Raw genomic sequence first — 19013 nt, 5'->3', positions numbered from 1 at the left:
GATGTCCCGTACAATCCTCGTCACGGGCGGGGCCGGATTCATAGGCAGCCACATCTGCAAGGCGCTGGCGCATTCCGGCTTCAAGCCCATTGCTTACGATAATCTCTCGACGGGTCACGCGGATTCAGTTCGCTGGGGTCCCTTCATTGAAGGCGACATTCTGGATCGTAGTCTCTTGAAGGCCACGCTCAAGGAGTTCTCGCCAGCCTTCGTCATCCATTGCGCCGCAAATGCCTATGTCGGCGAATCCGTTGAGGATCCGCGCAAATATTACCGCAACAATGTCGGCGGCAGTCTGGCGCTTCTGGATGCTTGTCTCGACCAGAATATCGGCGGGCTGGTATTTTCCTCCAGCTGCGCCACCTATGGCGTGCCGCCGCAATTACCGATCCGCGAGGAAACGGCGCAGATCCCGGTCAATCCCTACGGTCGTACGAAGCTGATTTTCGAAATGGCGCTCGATGATTACGCTGCCGCCTATGGCATGCGTTTCGTCGCTCTGCGCTACTTCAATGCGGCGGGTGCCGACCCGGATGGCGAACTTTACGAACGCCACGAGCCGGAAACCCATCTGATCCCCCGGGCACTGATGGCCGCCGCCTCGCGGCTGCCGCAACTTGACGTCTTCGGCCAGGACTACGACACCAGCGACGGCACCTGTATCCGCGACTACATCCATGTCAGCGATCTGGCTGACGCCCATGTGGCCGCCGTCAACTATCTTTCCGATGGCGGCGAGACCCTGCGTGTCAATCTCGGCTCCGGCCACGGCACATCGGTCGGGGATATCATCCGCGCGATCCATCGCGTCACGGGACAGGAAGTGCCGGTACATTTCGGCGCAAGGCGCGCCGGTGATCCGCCCGCCCTGTTCGCTGATATAGAAAGAGCGAGGGCGACCCTCGGCTTTGCGCCGAAGCGCTCCGATATAGACACCATCATCCGCACGGCTGGTCCCGGCTTCGGGTTGGAGGTGCTGTCATGAAAGCTCGCTCTACCCCTTCCGTACCATCATCGCGTCCCGTCGCGGGCCAATTGCCAATGCTGCCCGTCTTCACCGGCTGGAACCGCATGGCCTATCGTCTCGGCATTGGCGGTTGGCTGGTGACGCTTGCCTATTTCTGGATCTGGTGGCTGGACCGGGATCGGGTCATCGACTGGCCGTATTTTACGATCGTTACGGTAACACTCGCGTGGATCACGCTTCTGCCGTCCTATTTCATCTTCATCTTCCTGAACGCAAGGGTCGTCGACCGGCGCTCTCCTCTGCCGCAGGGCAGGGTGGCGATGGTTGTAACCAAGGCGCCGTCGGAGCCATTTACCGTAGTACAAAAGACGCTGCAGGCCATGCTGGAGCAGAAGGGCCTGGAATTTGACGTGTGGCTTGCGGATGAGGACCCGGATGCGCAAACGTTGAAATGGTGCGGCGCGCACGGTGTTTTCGTTTCGACCCGGAGGGGTGTCGTCGATTATCACCGCAAGACATGGCCTCGCCGCACCCGTTGCAAGGAAGGCAATCTCGCTTATTTCTACGATCATTACGGGTATGAGCGTTATGATTTCGTCGCGCAATTCGACGCCGATCACGTTCCGGAACCGGACTATCTGAGTGAAATCATCCGTCCTTTCGCCGATCCGGCGGTTGGATATGTCTCCGCACCAAGCATCTGCGATGCCAATGCAAAGGAGAGCTGGGCTGCGCGTGGCAGGCTTTATGCCGAGGCAAGCCTGCACGGCGCCCTGCAGCTGGGTTACAACAACAGCTGGGCGCCGCTTTGTATCGGCTCGCATTACGCCGTGCGCACCAAAGCCCTGCGTGAGGTGGGCGGTCTGGGACCCGAGCTTGCCGAGGACCATTCCACCACGCTTTTGATGAATGCGGGCGGCTGGCGCGGCGTCCATGCCGTCAACGCAATCGCGCATGGCGACGGGCCGGTGACTTTTACCGATCTCGTGGTGCAGGAATTCCAGTGGTCACGCAGTCTGATGACCATCCTCTTGCAATATTCGCGGCATTACGTGCCGAAGCTTCCCTTGCGGTTGAAATTCCAGTTCCTGTTTTCACAGCTCTGGTATCCCCTGTTTTCCGGCTTCATGGCACTGATGTTCGTGCTTCCCGCTTTTGCACTGTTGAGCGGCCAGGTACTCGTCAATGCCTCCTATCCAGTGTTTCTGGCGCATTTCCTGCCGATTTCGCTCATCATGATCGTGTTCGCCTTTTTCTGGCGGGCCACGGGGGCCTTTCGCCCGCATGATGCGAAACTCTTCGGGTGGGAAGCCATCGTGTTTCTGTTCCTGCGCTGGCCCTGGTCGTTGATGGGTGTGCTTGCGGCGATACGCGATACGATCCGTGGTGATTTCGTCGACTTTCGCATTACACCCAAGGGCACGCAGGCAAAACCGCCGCTGCCGCTGCGTGTAATCGCGCCTTACATGGTTCTGGCGGCACTAAGCCTTCTCGCAATGGTGCTGGCGCCGCGTGAAAACGCTGCGGAAGGTTTCTTCGTCTTCGCCGCGATCAATGTGGCGATCTACGCGGGCCTTTCGGTTTTTCTTCTCGTCCGACACACCATGGAAAACGGCTTGCCACGGCTGCCGGCATTGCGCGGTGGGGCGACGGTTGCCGCCTGTTCGTTACTGCTTGTGGCAGGTAGTGCCGCGGAACTCAGCTCCCATGCGATTGGTGGGCTGGAGGCCCTGTCGCACGGGCAACCCTATGTCAGCTTCACCGAAACGCGGTTCACCGTGGCCGGTGCTGGCGTGGAGGGAGCGAGATCGGTGCGTCTGAAACTGCGCATCGTACTGCCGGGAATGCCCGGAATTCGAAACATGCAGGCGGAGCCCATGGTGCCGCCACCGGTCATGACAACCGGAGAAATCATGCTGGCCGACAATAGGGTCGGACAATAGAAGGAGGAGGCTGTGATGAGAACAACAATAAGCAAATGCGGGTTCTCCGCTTTCGTACTCTGCCTTGCGGTGATCGCGCCAAGTGCCGTCCACGCCGCGGGCGGCACGAAGACGCCGAAACCGCTCCGGACCAGCGAAGTCGTAGATATGTATTACGACAAGACCTGGAAATGGGAGACTGGTGGTGGACGCTTCATCGCCGATGGCCGCAAGTTCATCGCCCTGACTGAAGAGAAAGGCAAGAAGGCCGTCGGTGAAGGCCGCTGGACCGTCGATGCCAAAGGTACGCTGTGCATGCGCGCTACCTGGAAAACCGATGCCGGAAACGGCAAGGCCGACACGTGTTTCGACCACGGTCGCATCGGTCAGGTGCTTTACCAGCGCAAGCAGGGCGGCCCCTGGTACGTCTTCCGGCATAATCCGCCACGGCCCGGAGATGAATTCCTGAAACTTGTCCGCAAGGACGACGTCACCCCGCAAATCGCCGCCTATGGCAAGGCGATGACTGCGACGAGGTAGGAGGAAAGTGTCATGCAAATAACAAGAAGAAGACTGCTCTTTGCAAGCGGGGCTGCTGTTGCTGCTTCAGCCAGCATGTACCCCATATTCAAACTGGATGCCCAGGGGGTCGCGCCCATGGGCTCCACGGGCATGAAGACGCTTGCCGACAAACGTCCGACATTGCACGCGGATGGTATACGCTTCGGCGCCTACGATCCGCACGGCGATTTCACCGGCCAGACCGGGGTGGCGACGGAACATCTGTTCCTGCCCTGGGAGGACGTGGATCTCGACAGCCTCGCGCTCGCAGATGCCTATGCTCTGGAGCGCAAGCGTAATGTCCTGATCACGGTCGAACCCTGGTCATGGGACGTCAACTGGCGGCTCACCTCCGACGAGCTGCGCCGCAAGGTTATGGGAGGCGACTACGACAAGAACATGCAGGCGATCGCCGCACGCATGTCCGCAATGAAGAGCCCGCTGATCCTGCGTTGGGGACAGGAAATGGAAGACACATCCGGCCGCTTCTCGTGGTCGGGCTGGAACCCGCAGGACTATATCACGGCCTACAAACGCATGGTGGACATGACCCGCAAGGCGGTCCCCGGCGTCAAGGTGATGTGGTCGCCGAAAGGTCTCGACGGTCTGCGCGCTTACTATCCTGGTGACAATTACGCGGACCTGGTCGGTCTCTCGGTCTTCGGTCTCGAGGACTATGACAAGATCGAATATGGCGGGCCGCAGAAGTTCACCGATCTCCTGCGCAAGGGCTATGGGCTTGTCGAAACCTTCAATAAACCGGTCTGGGTTGCTGAACTGGGTTATGAAGGCGGCGATTCCTACGTCCGTCCATGGATGAACGACGTGACGCTGAAACAGGCGGATTTTCCCAAGCTGGAAGAGGTCGTCTATTTCAACGACAAGGACGTGCACCCATGGCCGCACAATCTTGGCAAGCCCGACTGGCGCGTTGTGCGCCCGGCGCGGCTTAACTGAGGCTGGAGCGGGTAGAGCGGACGCCCGGCCCGCTCGCCCGCCCGGACTCTAATGGCTGGAGGCGAGTACGGCCTCAGCCTCATAGATGGCGCAGACGATGTGGTAGAAAGTGCTGGCCGGTGCCGGTTCGTCCAGCATCGGCTTGTCGGCCGGCCATTTGTCGAACCAAAGTCCTTTGACCGGTGTGTCGAGGAAAGGCTGCAGCGCGCCGATGGCCCTCAGGCCCGAGGCAAGATAACGCTGTCTTTCTTCACCAATGGTCACGCTGGCAAGGCGCAAGGCTGCCTTCAGCCATTCCGTCTGCGGCCAGAGCCGTGCCAGCCCGTCATGTACCGAAAAATCATCGTACAAGCTCATGATCGCGACCTTGCGGCGTGGGCAGATGCCATGCGCTTCGCCGATCTCGAACATGCGCTTGGCCTTGGCGATTGCCTCGCCATTGTTGCGCAGGCTGCCCCAGCGCACCAGAAGCCAGGCCCATTCGAACTGGTGACCGGGCTCCATGATGCGGCCCTTCTCGCCTTCAAACGGCATCCAGTCATGGCCGAAGAATTCGCGTAGCCCGCCATTGCTGCCATCGATGAAGCGGGTGAGTGCAAGGCCGGCGATCTCGTCGGCCAGCGCGGTCCATGGACCTTCGGGGTCTTGCACTTCCCAGGCAAGCATCGCCTCGAAAAGATGCATATGCGGATTGGAGCACAGCGGCGTGCGCGGCGGGTTCGCTTCCTCAAAGCCGGCGACGGGGTGTTTGTAGTCGCGATTGAGGACGGCGAGGATCTCGAGCGCCCGGGCACGCATCTCGTCCTTGCGGTCGGGAAGGGCTGCGGCCGTCTGTGCTGCGGCGAAAAGCGCGAAAGCCTGATTGTAGAGATCGAAGGACGGATCGATCAGCTTGCCGGTCTGGTCGGCGAGGTTGCCGTAAAGGCCGTTATCGAGGCGATAGACCTTTTCGAACCAGCTCAGCCCATGCAGCAACGCATCCTTCCACGGGCCCTGCCAGCCGTTCTGGCCGGCGGCAGCGAAACAATAGGCCTGACGGGGCTGCACGCGGGCGCGGCGCTCATCAGAAAAAACCGGTTTCGCATCCTGGCCGAGGCGCTCGTAAAAACCGCCGTCCGGACGGGCGGAGCCCACCTCCCACCACAGCGGTAGCGCGTCCTCTTCAAGCCATTTCCGTAAGGTTCCGATCTCTTCGGCAAGCGCCTGCGAGATACTCGGAAATTGCACAGTCATGCGTCAACTCTCTGTTTTTACAGTTGAATGAAAAAAGTGATCAATAAAAATACGTCATTATAGACGCAAGTAGACCATGGGACATATTGCGCTGCAACCGTAAAAATATCGACCTCACGCCGAGCGAACCCGCACTAGCGCGATTTGGTTCCGTCGTCTCGTCCGGCAAAGAAGGGATCCGAAACGATTCGGAGGCCACAAAGCATCAGAAATTACAATATAAATTTGATATTGCTTATTCGCCTGCCTCCAGTATTTCGTAACAATGGTCTGGTCATTAGTGATTCGGTCTCCTTTTAACCTGTTAGGGCTTGGGGAAATAAAGGGGCACGGGGCAGTGAAATTTTCTGCCTTTACTTCATTGCTATTCTCTATTGCAGTTCTTTCGAGCTGCAATACTCCCTCGGGCGTCAGGTCGTTCGGGAGCGCAAAGATGTTGTCTGCGTCCGAAGCACTGGTTTTCCCACCGCCCGGCGGTCCGGAAATCGTCACCGTAGTCAATCGCACCTACTCCAATGCCGTGGCACAGCAGGTCGTATTGCGCGCCGAAGCCGCTACGCCCGGACAGAACTACATCAAGGCCGAGTTCTTCGGTCCGCAGCAAGCCGGCGACACTGATCGCGATGCTTTGACTTTCTCCGGCTTTAAGGCATCCTCCGTCGCGCGGGAAATCCGCTCGGAGTTTCCGGGTGAGAACATCGTCATGTCGGCGAATTATCTGCAGAACGGTTACGGCGCCTTTTCTTATGCGGCCGGCAAGGGCCGAGGCAGCGATACCTGCCTTTATGGCTGGCAGGACATCCGCTCGCCCGAAAGCATGCGGCAGGATTTCCGCAACCTGGGGCGTATCAAGGTGCGACTGCGCCTCTGCCAGTCTGGGGCAAGCGTCGAGCAGCTTCTGACGGTCATGTATAATTACACGATCACCGGCACCTATGCCTCGCAAAGCTGGAACCCCTATGGCACGCCGCAGGCGGTGGATCAGAACCTTGGGCGGCCGGGCCATCCGGTCTATCCCATGAAGACCAATGAGGTGCCGATGCGGCCCGGCAGTGAAGTGACTGCGAGCATACCATTGCAACCCGTGCGCCGTGCTGCCGTACCCGTCACGCCTGTTCAGCCAACGGCGCAGCCGCTACCGCCGGTGGCGGCAGTCAGTATTCCGTCACCCGCATCCGTTGGCGCGCCCGCCCAGCCCGCGAGGCCTGCTGCTGTAGTCGGCAGGCGCGCGGCCAGCGTGCAGGTGGAGAGCCAGCAGCCGACGCAGGTTCCGCAGGTGGCTATTCCGTCGCCCACATGTCTGTCCGGTTCGGCAGCGCCTCCGGGATGCAGGTGATGGCTGGAGCAACAGCAGAAGAGGGCATTGCAAAAGATCCCGGTAAAAATTCCGGGCGGGGAAGAGAGCGGAAAGTTTCGGGATGAACAAGGCCATCACAATCATTGTCTGGTTTCTTGTGTCGCTTTGCGTTCTGGCCATCGTCACGATGCCGGTCAGCCTGCAGACGCACCTGGTCGCCACGGCGATCTCGCTTGTCCTTCTCGCAACAATAAAGAGTTTCAACGGGCAGGGAGCCTGGCGGCTCGTGGCGCTTGGTTTCGGCACGGCCATCGTGCTTCGCTATGTCTATTGGCGCACCACGAGCACGCTGCCGCCCGTCAACCAGCTCGAAAACTTCATTCCCGGCTTTCTGCTTTATCTCGCTGAAATGTACAGCGTCGTGATGCTGGGTCTCAGCCTCGTCATCGTGTCGATGCCGCTGCCTTCCCGCAAGACCCGGCCTGGCTCGCCCGATTACCGGCCGACGGTCGATGTTTTCGTGCCGAGTTACAACGAGGACGCGGAGCTTCTCGCCAATACGCTGGCGGCGGCCAAGAACATGGATTACCCGGCCGACAAGTTTACCGTCTGGCTGTTGGACGACGGCGGCTCGGTGCAGAAGCGCAATGCCAGCAATATCGTCGAGGCGCAGGCGGCACAGCGCCGCCATGAGGAGTTGAAGAAGCTGTGCGAGGACCTCGACGTGCGTTATCTGACGCGCGAGCGCAACGTCCACGCCAAGGCCGGAAATCTCAATAATGGCCTCGCCCACTCGACCGGCGAACTGGTGACGGTGTTTGACGCCGACCATGCGCCGGCGCGCGATTTCCTTCTGGAAACGGTGGGCTATTTCGAAGAAGACCCCCGGCTCTTTCTGGTGCAGACGCCGCACTTCTTCGTCAATCCCGATCCGATCGAGCGCAATCTGCGCACCTTCGAGACGATGCCGAGCGAAAACGAGATGTTTTACGGCATCATCCAGCGCGGTCTCGACAAGTGGAACGGCGCGTTCTTTTGTGGTTCCGCCGCCGTGCTGCGGCGCGAGGCACTGCTGGATACAGAAGGGTTCAGCGGCGTCAGCATCACCGAGGACTGCGAAACGGCGCTCGCGCTGCATTCGCGCGGCTGGAACAGCGTCTATGTCGACAAGCCCCTGATCGCCGGGCTGCAACCGGCCACCTTCGCAAGCTTCATCGGCCAGCGCAGCCGCTGGGCGCAGGGCATGATGCAGATCCTGATCTTTCGCCAGCCTCTATTCCGCCGTGGTCTCTCCTTCACACAGCGTCTTTGCTACATGTCGTCGACGCTGTTCTGGCTTTTCCCGTTCCCGCGCACGATCTTCCTGTTTGCGCCGTTGTTCTACCTGTTCTTCGATCTTCAGATTTTCGTGGCTTCCGGCGGCGAGTTTTTGGCTTATACGGCCGCGTATATGCTCGTGAACCTGATGATGCAGAACTATCTCTATGGCAGCTTCCGCTGGCCGTGGATTTCTGAACTCTACGAATATGTGCAGACGGTCCACCTTCTGCCAGCCGTCGTGTCGGTGATCTTCAATCCCGGCAAGCCGACCTTCAAGGTGACGGCGAAGGACGAATCCATCGCCGAGGCGCGGCTTTCGGAAATCAGCCGCCCGTTCTTCGTCATTTTCGCACTTTTGCTGGTTGCGATGGCCTTTGCCATTTGGCGCATCTACGCCGAGCCATACAAGGCGGACGTCACACTCGTCGTCGGCGGCTGGAACCTGCTCAACCTTATCTTCGCGGGCTGTGCGCTTGGCGTCGTCTCCGAGCGCGGCGAAAAATCGGCGTCGCGGCGCATCACCGTCAAGCGGCGCTGCGAGGTCAAGCTTGAGGGTAGTGACGCATGGGTGCCGGCCTCCATTGACAACGTGTCGGTGCATGGCCTGCTGATCAATCTTTTCGACAGCACCACCGCTATCGAAAAGAACACGACAGCGATCATTAGGGTGAAGCCTCATAGCGAGGGCGTGCCGGAAACCATGACCATCAATGTGGTCCGCACGGTCCGGAACGACGGTTTCATTTCCATAGGCTGCACATTCTCGCCGCAGCGCGCCATCGATCATCGCCTGATCGCCGACCTGATCTTCGCCAATTCCGAGCAATGGAGCGAGTTCCAGCGCGTGCGCCGCAAGAACCCCGGCCTCATCAGAGGCACGGCGATCTTTCTGGCGATATCGCTGTTCCAGACGCAGCGCGGCCTGTTCTATCTGGCCAAGGCGCTCCGGCCCGCCTCCAAAACCGTCAAACCTGCCGGAGTTGTAAAATGAACGGCGGTAAAACTATCAGGAGTTCACTGACGCTGATGTTGGGTGTCGTCGCAACCGGTGCGATGGCGCAGTCCTCACCCTTCGACATGTCGCCGGAGAAGCCCGCACAGACAGCCCCGGCACCCGTGCCGTCGCCGACACTTCCCCCCGCTGTACCGCGCCAGCCGCAGCCAGCCCAGCAATCGACCCAGCCTGCAGTGGGCCAGCCTCCTGTGGTAATGCAGCCCGCACCTGCGCCGCAACCGCCGCTGCGGCCGCTGACGCCACCCGTATCCATGCCGCCGCAGGGTCAGGCGAGACCCGCACCCGTTCAGGCATCGTCACCCGCGGCGGATAGCCGTCGCCGGTATATCTTGCCTTACGAAAAGCTCAGCCTTTCCGGCGAAATGGATCGGCGGCAGTGGAGCATTTATCTGACGCCCGAGCAGGTGAATGCCGCCGTTTCGCTGAATATTGGTTATCAGAACGCCATCGTGGTCGCGCCGGAAGACTCGAATTTCCAGGTCAGCCTCAACAATGTTCCGCTGGAGACGGCGCGCATTGAGGCGCCCGACGGTGAGGGCAATGTTTCCTTGAAAATTCCACCCGGTGTCCTGCAGGTGGGCGCAAATGTCGTGACGCTTGGCGTGCAGCAGCGCCACAGAACCGATTGCACGATCCAGTCCACTTATGATCTGTGGACCGATGTTAATCCGGCAAATACCTATATCGGCTTTAACGCCGATGTCGCGGGCAACTTCACCAATATTGACGATATCCAGGCAACCGGTCCTGACGCCAAGGCTGCAACGTCGATCGAGATCGTTGCACCTGCGCTCGGCAATCCGGCATTTGCAGATTCGCTGCTGCGCCTTTCGCAGGCTCTGGCGCTCCGAACCCAGATGCCGAACCAGACGATCCGTTTCGTGGCAGCACCCTCCGCCGAACGCAAGGCGGGAACGCTTGTGGTTCTTGTCGGCACCGCACGCGAGATTGCCGGCTTCACCGGCGCGGTGCCGCCCGAGGCGTCGGCGGGTGCTTTTGCCGGCTTCGATACCACTGCACCGGGTGGCCTCTCGCCACTCTTCGTCAGCGGTCCCACCCCGCAGGCGGTACAGGCGGCGATTGAGACGCTGTTTTCCTCGATCTCGCGCACGCCCGGTGCCCAGAGAACGACCTTTTCCACCCGCAGCTGGCATGCGCCGGATGTGCCGCTCGTCATGTCGGACCGTCGCATCGCGCTTTCCGAGCTTGGGCTTGAGAGCAGCGAATTTGGTGGACGGCGTTTCCGCAACGAATTCTACGTCGGCATGCCCGCAGATTTTTATGCGTCGGCCTATGGCGAGGCGGCCATGCTGCTCGATGCCGCCTATTCCTCGCAGGTGCTGCCCGGTAGCCACATAGACATCTACGTCAATGACGAGATCGCCTCGACCGTGCCGATCTCCAACAATGGTGGCGGCATTTTCCGGCATCTGCCCATCAATGTGACGATGCGCCACTTCAAGCCTGGCCCGAACAAGATCAGCATCGAGGCCGTGTTGATGGCGGCGCAGGATCAGGTCTGCGCGCCGGGAGCGCCGGCCAGCACGACCCCGCGTTTTGCCCTGTTCGACACATCGGAAATCCATATTCCTGATTACGCGCAGATCGGTCGCAAACCGGATCTCGCCGCGATGTCCGGTGCCGGGCAGCCCTACAGGTTTGCCGCAAATCCCGTCGCGCTGTCGCTTGATCGTTTCGATACCGACACCATGTCGGCGGCGGCGACATTGGTCAGCCGGCTGGCAAGCGCTGCGGGATATCCGATCAATGTCGAGACCGTGGCCTCTCCGCTGGTGATCGGGGACCGTGACGCCCTGTTCGTCGGGACGATTTCGCAATTCCCGCAATCGCTGATCAGCCAGTTCAATCTTGTCCCTTCCAGCCAGATATCCTGGAAAATGGGAACGGGCGTTCAGCCGCCTGCGCAGAACAGCGAAACCCTCTTTAATGACTGGCGAGAGCGGGTGGACGGCGGCATCTGGCAAGGCCAGGTTTCCTCCTTTGAGGAGTGGATGAAGCGGAATTTCGATCTGAGTTCCGATACGCTGCGTTTCCTGCCGGCGGCCGAGCAGCCCTATGCGCCGCCCGGCAATGTCTCCTTCATGCTGGTGCAGGGTCTAAGCCCTTCCGGCGAAGGGGTCTGGACGCTGGCTACCGCCCCGACGTCGGCGGAGCTTCGTGACGGCATGTCTTCGATGGTGCGTGAAAACCATTGGCGCGACGTCACCGGGCGGGTCGCAGCTTACGATGCCGGTGCAGAAAAGATCGAAACGGTCGAGGTGGGGCAGCCGTATTTCTACGTCACGCGGGCGTTTTCCCTCTCGAACTGGAGGCTGATCGCTGCTAATTGGCTGTCTTCCAATGTTCTTTCCTATTCGCTGGCATTCATCGGGTTCGTGTCGCTCCTGGGCTTTGCCACCTTCGCGATGCTGCGTATGATGGGGCGACACCGATGAGGCGTGGGATTTTTAGACTTGCCGGCATTTTCTGCGTGTCGCTGATGGCGTTGATCTCAAGCATCTCGATTGCCCGCGCCGCATCTGTCTCGCCTGAGGCCTGGTCGGCTTATAAAAGTGCGTTTCTCGATCCCGGCGGGCGCATCATCGATACCGGTAACGGCAATATCAGCCATAGCGAAGGCCAGGGTTACGGCATGTGGCTTGCCGTTCTTTCAGAGAACATTGCCGACTTCGAGCTGATATGGAGTTTTACCCGCACGGAACTCCTGGTGCGCGACGACGGTCTCTCAGCGTGGAAATGGGATCCGCGCACCAGACCGCATGTGACTGACATCAACAATGCCACGGATGGCGATATTCTGATTGCCTACGCGCTGGCGCTGGCTGCCGCGCAGTGGAACCGGCAGGACTATGCCGAGGCATCGGCGGCCATCGCATCGGCCGTCCTCAAGAAAACTGTCGTTCAGCGCGGCGGGCGAACGCTGCTTTTGCCCGCCGCCAGCGGCTTTGGCGAGGTTGACCGGGGCGACGGCCCGGTGGTCAATCCTTCCTACCTGATTTTCGAAGCATTTCCGGTCCTCAATCTCGTCGCACCATCGCCACTCTGGAAGGCGCTCGCCGACGACGGCGTGGCGCAGATCGGTACGTTTGCTTTCAGCGACAGGAAACTGCCAGCCGACTGGGTGTCGATGAAGACGAAACCGCAACCGGCATCGGCGTTTCCGCCCGAGTTTGGTTACAATGCAGTGCGGATTCCGCTTTATCTTGCAAGGGCGAAAATGGGCTCGCCGGAGCTGCTTGACCGCCTGAAAAACGGCATGACGCTGGAAAGCGGTGCTGCGGGAACCTTCGATCTCAAGAGCGGCGCGGTCAAGGACGTTCTGTCGGATCCCGGTTATCGCATCATTCCGGCGCTCGCGGCCTGCGCCGGCGGCGGCCCGGCTGTGCCTGCCGAACTGAAAGGCTTTCAGCCAACGCTTTATTATCCTTCTACATTGCATCTTCTGGCATTGTCGTTTCTGGCAAGGAATAACGGGGAGTGCCGATGAACAAACCGCTGTCTACCTCGGCTCTCATCCTGCTTCTGATTGCGCTCGCCGCCTTCCACTGGCGCGACACCATTCTCGGACGTGTATCGGACATTCATACTTCGGCGGTTGGCGACAACCGTGCGGCGCAGCGCGTTTCTCCAGCGGCAGCCAATCCGGCCCAGATCAACGCGTTCCTTAAAAATCGCGAGATGGCGCAGCTAACCCAACCCGTGACGCCAGCGGTAACGGTGCCGGCGACTGATCCGCAACCGCCGGTTACGCAGACACAGACGGGTGGACAGATATCGCAGCCCCAAATGGCGCAGGCGCCCGCACCCCGCCAGACCCAGCCGGCGTCATCAGACATGCCCGAGGTCGATCTCAGCGCGCTGCGCTATTTCGCGGCCAAGGGCGATACCCAGCGGCTTCAGGCTGAAATCGCGAGGCTGCGCACGCTCTATCCGAACTGGACACCGCCTGCCGATCCGCTCGCCATTCCCGTTAACGGCGATCCCCGGCTCGATGCCATGTGGCAGCTTTATAGCGACGGCCGTTACGCCGAGGTCAGAAAGGCGATCGCCGACCGCCAGCAGGCGGAACCCGGCTGGCAGCCTCCCGACAATCTGACCGGCATGCTTTCCCTCGCCGAGGCTCGCCAGCGGCTCGTCAACGCTTCCGATCTCAAGCAATATTCGACAGTGGTGGACGCGGCCGCCAGCAATCCCGGCCTGCTGACCTGTAGCGAGGTGGATGTCCTGTGGCGGGTTGCCGATGCGTTTGCCAATACCGACCGCATGGGACGGGCGCGCGACGCCTATCTCTACATTCTCAACAATTGCACGACGCCAAGCGACAGGCTCGCCACGGTGCAGAAGGCGTCCGCGCTTTTGCCGGCGGAGATGATCGGCGATTTGCTTGCCAAGGAAAAGCCCAACGCAGACGGTCAGCTGGAATTCGAACCGGTCAAGAACGATCTCGCCCGCCAGTTCGTGGCCAAGGCAGGGGAGAAGGAGGGAATTTCCGTTCCTTCCGCCTATCTGATGCGGCTTGAAAGGCTTGCCGAGACCGACAAGCTTGCAAGCGATGCCTTGTTGCTCGGCTGGTATAATATCCGCCAGAAGAACATGGCGGAGGCGGAAAAGTGGTTTCGCAAAGCGCGGGAAGAGGAAGACAGCGCGTCTGCATCGCAGGGGTTGGCGCTGGCGCTGATCGACCGCAACGAGCCACGTGAAGCTGAGGAGGTCATGTATAAGTGGCGCACCGCTTCGGACGACGGGCTTGCGACCTATCTTGCCGCGACAGCCAATCTTCTGGCGCTTGAGCCGCCTGTGGTCCTGCCGCCGGATGTGCTGCAGCGCATCGCCGCTGAAACAATAACTCGCAAGGATGCGGCGACCGCGCAGCAGTTCGGCTGGTATTCGCTTGCTTTCCGGCAGACGCCGCTCGCCTTGCAATGGTTCAGCACAGCACTTGGCTGGAAAGCCGATGACGAACCGTCGGCCTATGGCATGGCAGTCAGCTATCACGATCTGCGCAATCTTGCCGGTCTGCGCAGCATACAGCAGCAATGGGCAAGCCGCTCGCAACGCATCGCTGATGTGGGAACGGCACGTATGGTGGACCAGTCCGCGCAGCAGATAGCGCCCGTCACCGCACCGCCTGTCGCCACAGCTTCCCAGACAACGGCACCCGCGCCCTATGCGCCGCAGCCTGAGACAGTGGTGGCTTATAGCCAGCCGTCTGTCCAGCAGCCGGCTCCGGAACCTTCGCGCAAGCAGGCGCGTCTGCCAGCGCAGACGCAGAGGACCGTAAGTGCCTCGTCACGTCCACGCTCCTGCGCGGTCTATCCCGATCCCCAGCGCCTGCCCGCACAGCAGGCGCTTGATCTCGGCTGGTGCCTGATGGAGACCAACCGGCCGGCGGAAGCCCTGAAGGCTTTCGAATCCGCCATTGCCGGCGGCCAGTCGACTGTTAAAAGCGATGCGGCCTATGGCCAGAGCCTTGCCTATCTGCGCATGGGGCTGACGGACCATGCCGCTGTCTCGGCGACGAAATCGCGCATGGACCGTCCGCGCGCGACTGAGTTGCAGGTTTCAATCCTGGCCGACAGGGCGGTTTCCGCCTTCCAGTCCAAACGTTATGCGGAAACGCTTCTCCTGCTTGATCAGCGGGCGCGGCTTGCCGATGAGCGTACCGATCTCATGGTATTGCGCGGTTATTCCTATCTTGCCATGAACCGCTACGCCGATGCTGCGCAGATTTTCGAGAGTCTGACGTCCATTGGCGATAAGGAGGGCATCAGGGGACTGGCAGCGGTCCGTGCCGCCCGGCCAAGCAGAGGGCCCCAGGGCGGCTGATGGCGTTGGGCGGCAATGGGCTGCCGTTGCTTACCCCGCGTCGGTGAGGTTGCGGATGATGCGCATGAAGATGCGTGCGCCGATATCGATCAGCCGATCCGGAAAGTCGTAGTCGGGATTGTGCAGGTTGGGATAGTCCTTGCCTGCGCCCAAAAAGAACATGGCCGATGACGAGACGGCGCGGAACCTTCCGAAATCCTCGGAGGCCCGCATCGGCAAACCTTCCGACCCGTGGGAAATTTTCTCCGCAGTCAGCGCCCGCAGGATATGGTCGACGGCTTCCGGCGCATTTTCGCAATGCAGGAAAATATCGTCATAGGCGATATCGAGTGTCAGTTTCTGTTCTTCGGCCACCTTTTTTGCCAGCGCTTCCGCATCCGCGCAGAGTTTTTCCATTCGGTCGTCTGTCAGCGTCCGGAGCGTCGCCCAGATTTCCGCGTCTGCCGGAGAAATGCCGAAGGCCGCTTCACCCATCACGGCATGGGTGATTGTCACCATCGAAAAATCGGGTTGCGGTGGAAAGCCGGAGCCGAGATCGGTCAAAGCCGGCATCAACTCAGATACCGCCCGCATCGGCGAGACGCCATGCTCCGGTGAGGAGGCGTGCGCGGTCTTGCCGGAGAAGCGGATTTTGATGCCGCGTGATGCGCAGTTGACCGGCCCTTCCACCACGCTGACATGGCCGAATGGCAGGCCTGGAAGATTGTGAAGAGAAAAGGAATAATCCGGCTTCATTTCGCCAAAGCGCGGATCGGCGATGACGGCGGCCGCGCCCGCACCTGTCTCTTCTGCCGGTTGGTAGAGCAGTACGGCGCTGCCGGTTTCCGGGCGCTTTCTGGAAAGTCCAAGTGCAAGCGCCGTCAGAATGGTGGAATGACCGTCATGGCCGCAAAGATGGCCCTTACCATCTGTGCCGGAGCGGTATTCGGCGTCGGTTTTTTCCTGAATGGGCAGAGCGTCGAGTTCCGAGCGGATTAGGACTACCGGACCGCTTTTGCCGCTGTCATAGACCGCTGCCACGCCATGACCACCCAGATCGGTGAACATCCGATCCGGGTTTGCCTGCTCGAGGAAATCGCGAATACGCCGCGCTGTTTCCTTCTCCTCGCCGGAAATTTCCGGATGGCGGTGCAGATCATGGCGCAGCTCGATGAGGTCAAGCATATCCTTGTTGGTCAGAAACATAAAAAACCCTTGCAAGTCGTCCGGCCGATTTTTTCTGCCGCAACTTACAGGTCATTACGTTCAATGCAAAACCTTTGGCGGACGCCAGCGCTTGCCCGTCGATTTTGGCCTGGCGCTCAGCGTGATGACATCGGCAGGCAGCGGAATCCTGGCCTTTCCCAGTTCCAGCCGGGCAAGGGCTGCGCGCGCCTTTTCGGCATATTCCAGATGCGTAGCGTCGTCAGAATGGTAATGCTGCAATCTGTCGAGGATTTCGGCGCCTTCCATCGTTCTTTCGGCCGCAATCAGCGCCACGGCGCATTTGTAGAGCGCCTCGCGGTGGAAGGGGGCGCGATTGGTCACCTGACGGAATGCTTCGGACGCCTCGTGATATTGCTGTTGCGCCAACCGCGCTTCGCCTATGCGCATCCACAGCAGAACCGGGTCCTGACCGCTGCCGAGGAGACCGAGGAAAGCGATTTCCGCTTCGCGGAATTCACCGCGGTCGAAGGTCAGATTGGCCAGCCCGAATTGTGCGCCAAGGTGATCGGGCGCGGCTGCCAGCACCTGGGAAAAGGCGATGTTGGCGGCCGCCTTCTTGCCCGTCTTGTAAAGTTTGAGACCCTCTTCGTAGACGAAGCGTATGCTGCGCGGGTGGAGCTTGCCGCCGAGATTGTCGCCTGAGCGGGTGCGGAACAGCGTGCAGCTGAGCTTGTGCTCCTCCGGGCCGAAGAAATATTTGTACGGCTCGTTGCCTCGCAGGAAATCATAAGTCTTGAAACCCTGTTCGATCGCCCTGCGGATGCAGTGTCCGTGCAGTACAAGGCCGGGTGAGGGGGTCTTCCAGTTCTCGTCACGACCGGTAATGTAGAACAATACCGACTTTTTCTGCCGGTCGATGATGTTGGCAAGCGCGCCGAGCGGCTGGTCGCCGAACCAGAGGACCGGCACTTCCAGATCGCCGCGTATATAGACATCCATCAGCATTTGCCGTGTTGCGCCGATCAACAGTTCGGTGCGCTCCTTGCCCTTGTGGGGCGCCCAGCGGATGCGCCAGAAATCGAACAGGATGCCCATGTCCCGCTTGATTGTTTCTCTCGTTGCGAAGGTGATGCGGTATTCGTCACCGCCTTCCACCTTCCTCATGAAGCGCCGGAGCTTTTGCCGGGACTGGCTGCTCATATGGCTGTCGAGATAGGAGTCGAACGTGTCCGGCAGGGCCACGACCGGGCAGATGCAATTGTTGATGTTATAGGGGTTGGTCGGCATGTTGTCGCGGAACATAACGAGCGGCCCCTGAAGCGCGCGGATCATCGCGTCGCGCCGCTCCGGTGGGCCGGAAAGATAGTCAAGCTTGAGTTCGGTCCAGTTCTGCTGCCGAATATAGGAACAGAAACCGGCAACCGCGTTATTTTCATATTCCGGCAGAGTGATGAAGCCGGTGTAATCCGCCGCGGCATTGCCAGCCATGACGATGCTGTCGTGGAAGCGGCCGGTTTTCTTGTCTGGTTCGGTGACGATGCGCAGCGGAAAAAATGCCACATAGGGCGAGCCTTCGGGACGTTCCCTGAGCGCCAGGATGAACCAGCGCTTGCGGCGCGGCATGTAATCCCGCAGCCAGCCCCAGGACAGGAAGTGTCGGGAATGGGGATCGGCCATGAACACCGTTTCCCAGTTTTGCCGGATAGCCTCGAAGCCTGCGTCGGTGTCGATGATGTCGATACGCATTCGTCCCCCTCCCAATACGGATCACAGATTCGGGAGGTTGCATTTTATGAGCAATTGGCCGGCTTCAAATATTCCCTTCGGGTGAAAGGCGTATATCAAATGGGATTAGCCCGTGACGCGGCTCCCATTCGTGCACCGCGACAAAATAGCCCTTGTCAGCGGGTCGCAGCACTCTAACATGCGGACTGAATGCGCGACCGGCTCAACGGTTCGCATGGCAAAGGAGTTCTCTCATGGCTGTTCCTTTTATGCTTTTGACTGGTGCGAGCCGCGGAATAGGGCATGCCACCGTCAAGCTGTTTCAGGAAAAAGGCTGGAGAATCCTGACCGTATCGCGGCAACCCTTTTCGGAGGAATGCCGCTGGCCATCTGCGCGCGAAAGCCATATCCAGGCCGATCTGGAGGACCTGTCCCGCATCGACGATCTGGCCGACGAGGTGCGCTCGCGCCTGCCGGAAGGAAAGCTGGCCGCACTCGTCAACAATGCCGGAATCTCGCCGAAGGGCGAAGGCGGTGGCCGCCTTGGCGTTGCCGACACAACGGCGGAGATCTGGACGCGGGTGCTAAACGTCAATCTCGTCTCGACGGCGCTTCTGGCCCGTGCGCTTTTGCCGGAACTGGAGGCGGCAAAAGGCTGCATCGTCAACGTTACCTCCATTGTCGGCTCGCGGGTGCACCCTTTCGCGGGCGTCGCCTATGCCGCATCGAAGGCGGGACTTGCGGCGCTGACACGGGAGCTGGCGCATGAATTCGGCCCGCGCGGCGTGCGCGCCAATGCCATAGCGCCCGGCGAAATCAACACCGCCATCCTTTCACCCGGAACCGCTGAACTCGTGGAGGCGCAGGTCCCGCTCGGGCGGCTCGGCACCACGGCGGAGGTGGCGCAGACCATCTACTTCCTCTGCTCGGAGCAGTCGAGCTACATCAACGGCGCAGAAATTCTCATCAATGGCGGCCAGCACGTCTGACGCTTCAGCCCATCCAACCGAAACGGAGCCTTTA

13 protein-coding genes are annotated in these 19013 nt (G+C 60.2%); 10 read left to right on the top strand and 3 right to left on the bottom strand.

Annotated features, from left to right (window positions below; all coding sequences use genetic code 11):
* Position 1: 1 nt before the first annotated feature.
* From galE to ASD46_RS11705, 4 genes are read left to right on the top strand one after another with little or no spacing between them, the layout of a single operon-like run.
* Complete coding sequence (gene galE / locus ASD46_RS11720) at positions 2–985, top strand: UDP-glucose 4-epimerase GalE (RefSeq protein WP_013761570.1); 984 nt, start codon at positions 2–4, stop codon at positions 983–985.
* Entirely contained in the window at positions 982–2910 is a 1929-nt protein-coding gene (locus ASD46_RS11715; protein WP_025595678.1) for a glycosyltransferase family 2 protein, read from the top strand. The genes galE and ASD46_RS11715 overlap by 4 nt, the downstream gene beginning before the upstream one ends.
* A gap of 15 nt (positions 2911–2925) precedes the next feature.
* Positions 2926–3429: a DUF995 domain-containing protein gene (locus tag ASD46_RS11710; protein ID WP_003510879.1), complete on the top strand. Its 504-nt coding sequence runs from the start codon at positions 2926–2928 to the stop codon at positions 3427–3429.
* A gap of 12 nt (positions 3430–3441) precedes the next feature.
* Entirely contained in the window at positions 3442–4407 is a 966-nt protein-coding gene (locus ASD46_RS11705) for a glycoside hydrolase family 26 protein (protein ID WP_003510877.1), read from the top strand.
* 48 nt (positions 4408–4455) lie between these two features.
* Here the strand turns inward: ASD46_RS11705 and ASD46_RS11700 are convergent, their stop codons facing one another.
* Positions 4456–5640 (bottom strand): AGE family epimerase/isomerase, encoded by a 1185-nt coding sequence (locus tag ASD46_RS11700; RefSeq protein ID WP_003510869.1) that lies wholly within the window; start codon positions 5638–5640, stop codon positions 4456–4458.
* A gap of 433 nt (positions 5641–6073) precedes the next feature.
* Between ASD46_RS11700 and bcsN the strand changes: the two genes are divergently transcribed.
* The 5 genes from bcsN (at position 6074) to ASD46_RS11675 (ending at position 15119) form a co-directional block, all read left to right on the top strand.
* Positions 6074–6976 (top strand): cellulose biosynthesis protein BcsN, encoded by a 903-nt coding sequence (bcsN, locus tag ASD46_RS11695; RefSeq protein WP_013761568.1) that lies wholly within the window; start codon positions 6074–6076, stop codon positions 6974–6976.
* A gap of 82 nt (positions 6977–7058) precedes the next feature.
* Positions 7059–9248, top strand: coding sequence for a UDP-forming cellulose synthase catalytic subunit (gene bcsA, locus ASD46_RS11690; RefSeq protein ID WP_003510865.1), 2190 nt, complete (start codon positions 7059–7061; stop codon positions 9246–9248).
* On the top strand, positions 9245–11728 hold the full coding sequence (locus tag ASD46_RS11685) for a cellulose biosynthesis cyclic di-GMP-binding regulatory protein BcsB (protein WP_060642286.1): 2484 nt from the start codon (positions 9245–9247) through the stop codon (positions 11726–11728). The genes bcsA and ASD46_RS11685 overlap by 4 nt, the downstream gene beginning before the upstream one ends.
* Positions 11725–12780, top strand: coding sequence for a glycosyl hydrolase family 8 (locus ASD46_RS11680; protein ID WP_013761566.1), 1056 nt, complete (start codon positions 11725–11727; stop codon positions 12778–12780). Before ASD46_RS11685 ends, ASD46_RS11680 begins: the two co-directional genes overlap by 4 nt.
* On the top strand, positions 12777–15119 hold the full coding sequence (locus tag ASD46_RS11675; RefSeq protein ID WP_013761565.1) for a cellulose synthesis protein: 2343 nt from the start codon (positions 12777–12779) through the stop codon (positions 15117–15119). Before ASD46_RS11680 ends, ASD46_RS11675 begins: the two co-directional genes overlap by 4 nt.
* A gap of 30 nt (positions 15120–15149) precedes the next feature.
* On the opposite strand, the gene ASD46_RS11670 is transcribed toward ASD46_RS11675, so the two are convergent.
* Positions 15150–16304, bottom strand: coding sequence for an amidohydrolase (locus ASD46_RS11670; RefSeq protein WP_013761564.1), 1155 nt, complete (start codon positions 16302–16304; stop codon positions 15150–15152).
* A 60-nt stretch (positions 16305–16364) separates the two neighbouring features.
* The gene (locus tag ASD46_RS11665; RefSeq protein ID WP_060642285.1) at positions 16365–18011 is read right to left on the bottom strand and encodes a GNAT family N-acetyltransferase; all 1647 of its coding nucleotides are present in this window, start codon (positions 18009–18011) and stop codon (positions 16365–16367) included.
* A gap of 233 nt (positions 18012–18244) precedes the next feature.
* On the opposite strand from ASD46_RS11665, the gene ASD46_RS11660 reads away from it, so the two are divergent.
* Complete coding sequence (locus ASD46_RS11660) at positions 18245–18979, top strand: SDR family NAD(P)-dependent oxidoreductase (protein ID WP_013761562.1); 735 nt, start codon at positions 18245–18247, stop codon at positions 18977–18979.
* The last annotated feature ends 34 nt before the right edge of the window (positions 18980–19013 follow it).

It is taken from the genome of Rhizobium sp. Root491, from assembly GCF_001427205.1.
Lineage (GTDB): Bacteria > Pseudomonadota > Alphaproteobacteria > Rhizobiales > Rhizobiaceae > Agrobacterium > Agrobacterium tumefaciens.
This window is presented reverse-complemented; position numbering and strand designations above follow the sequence as displayed.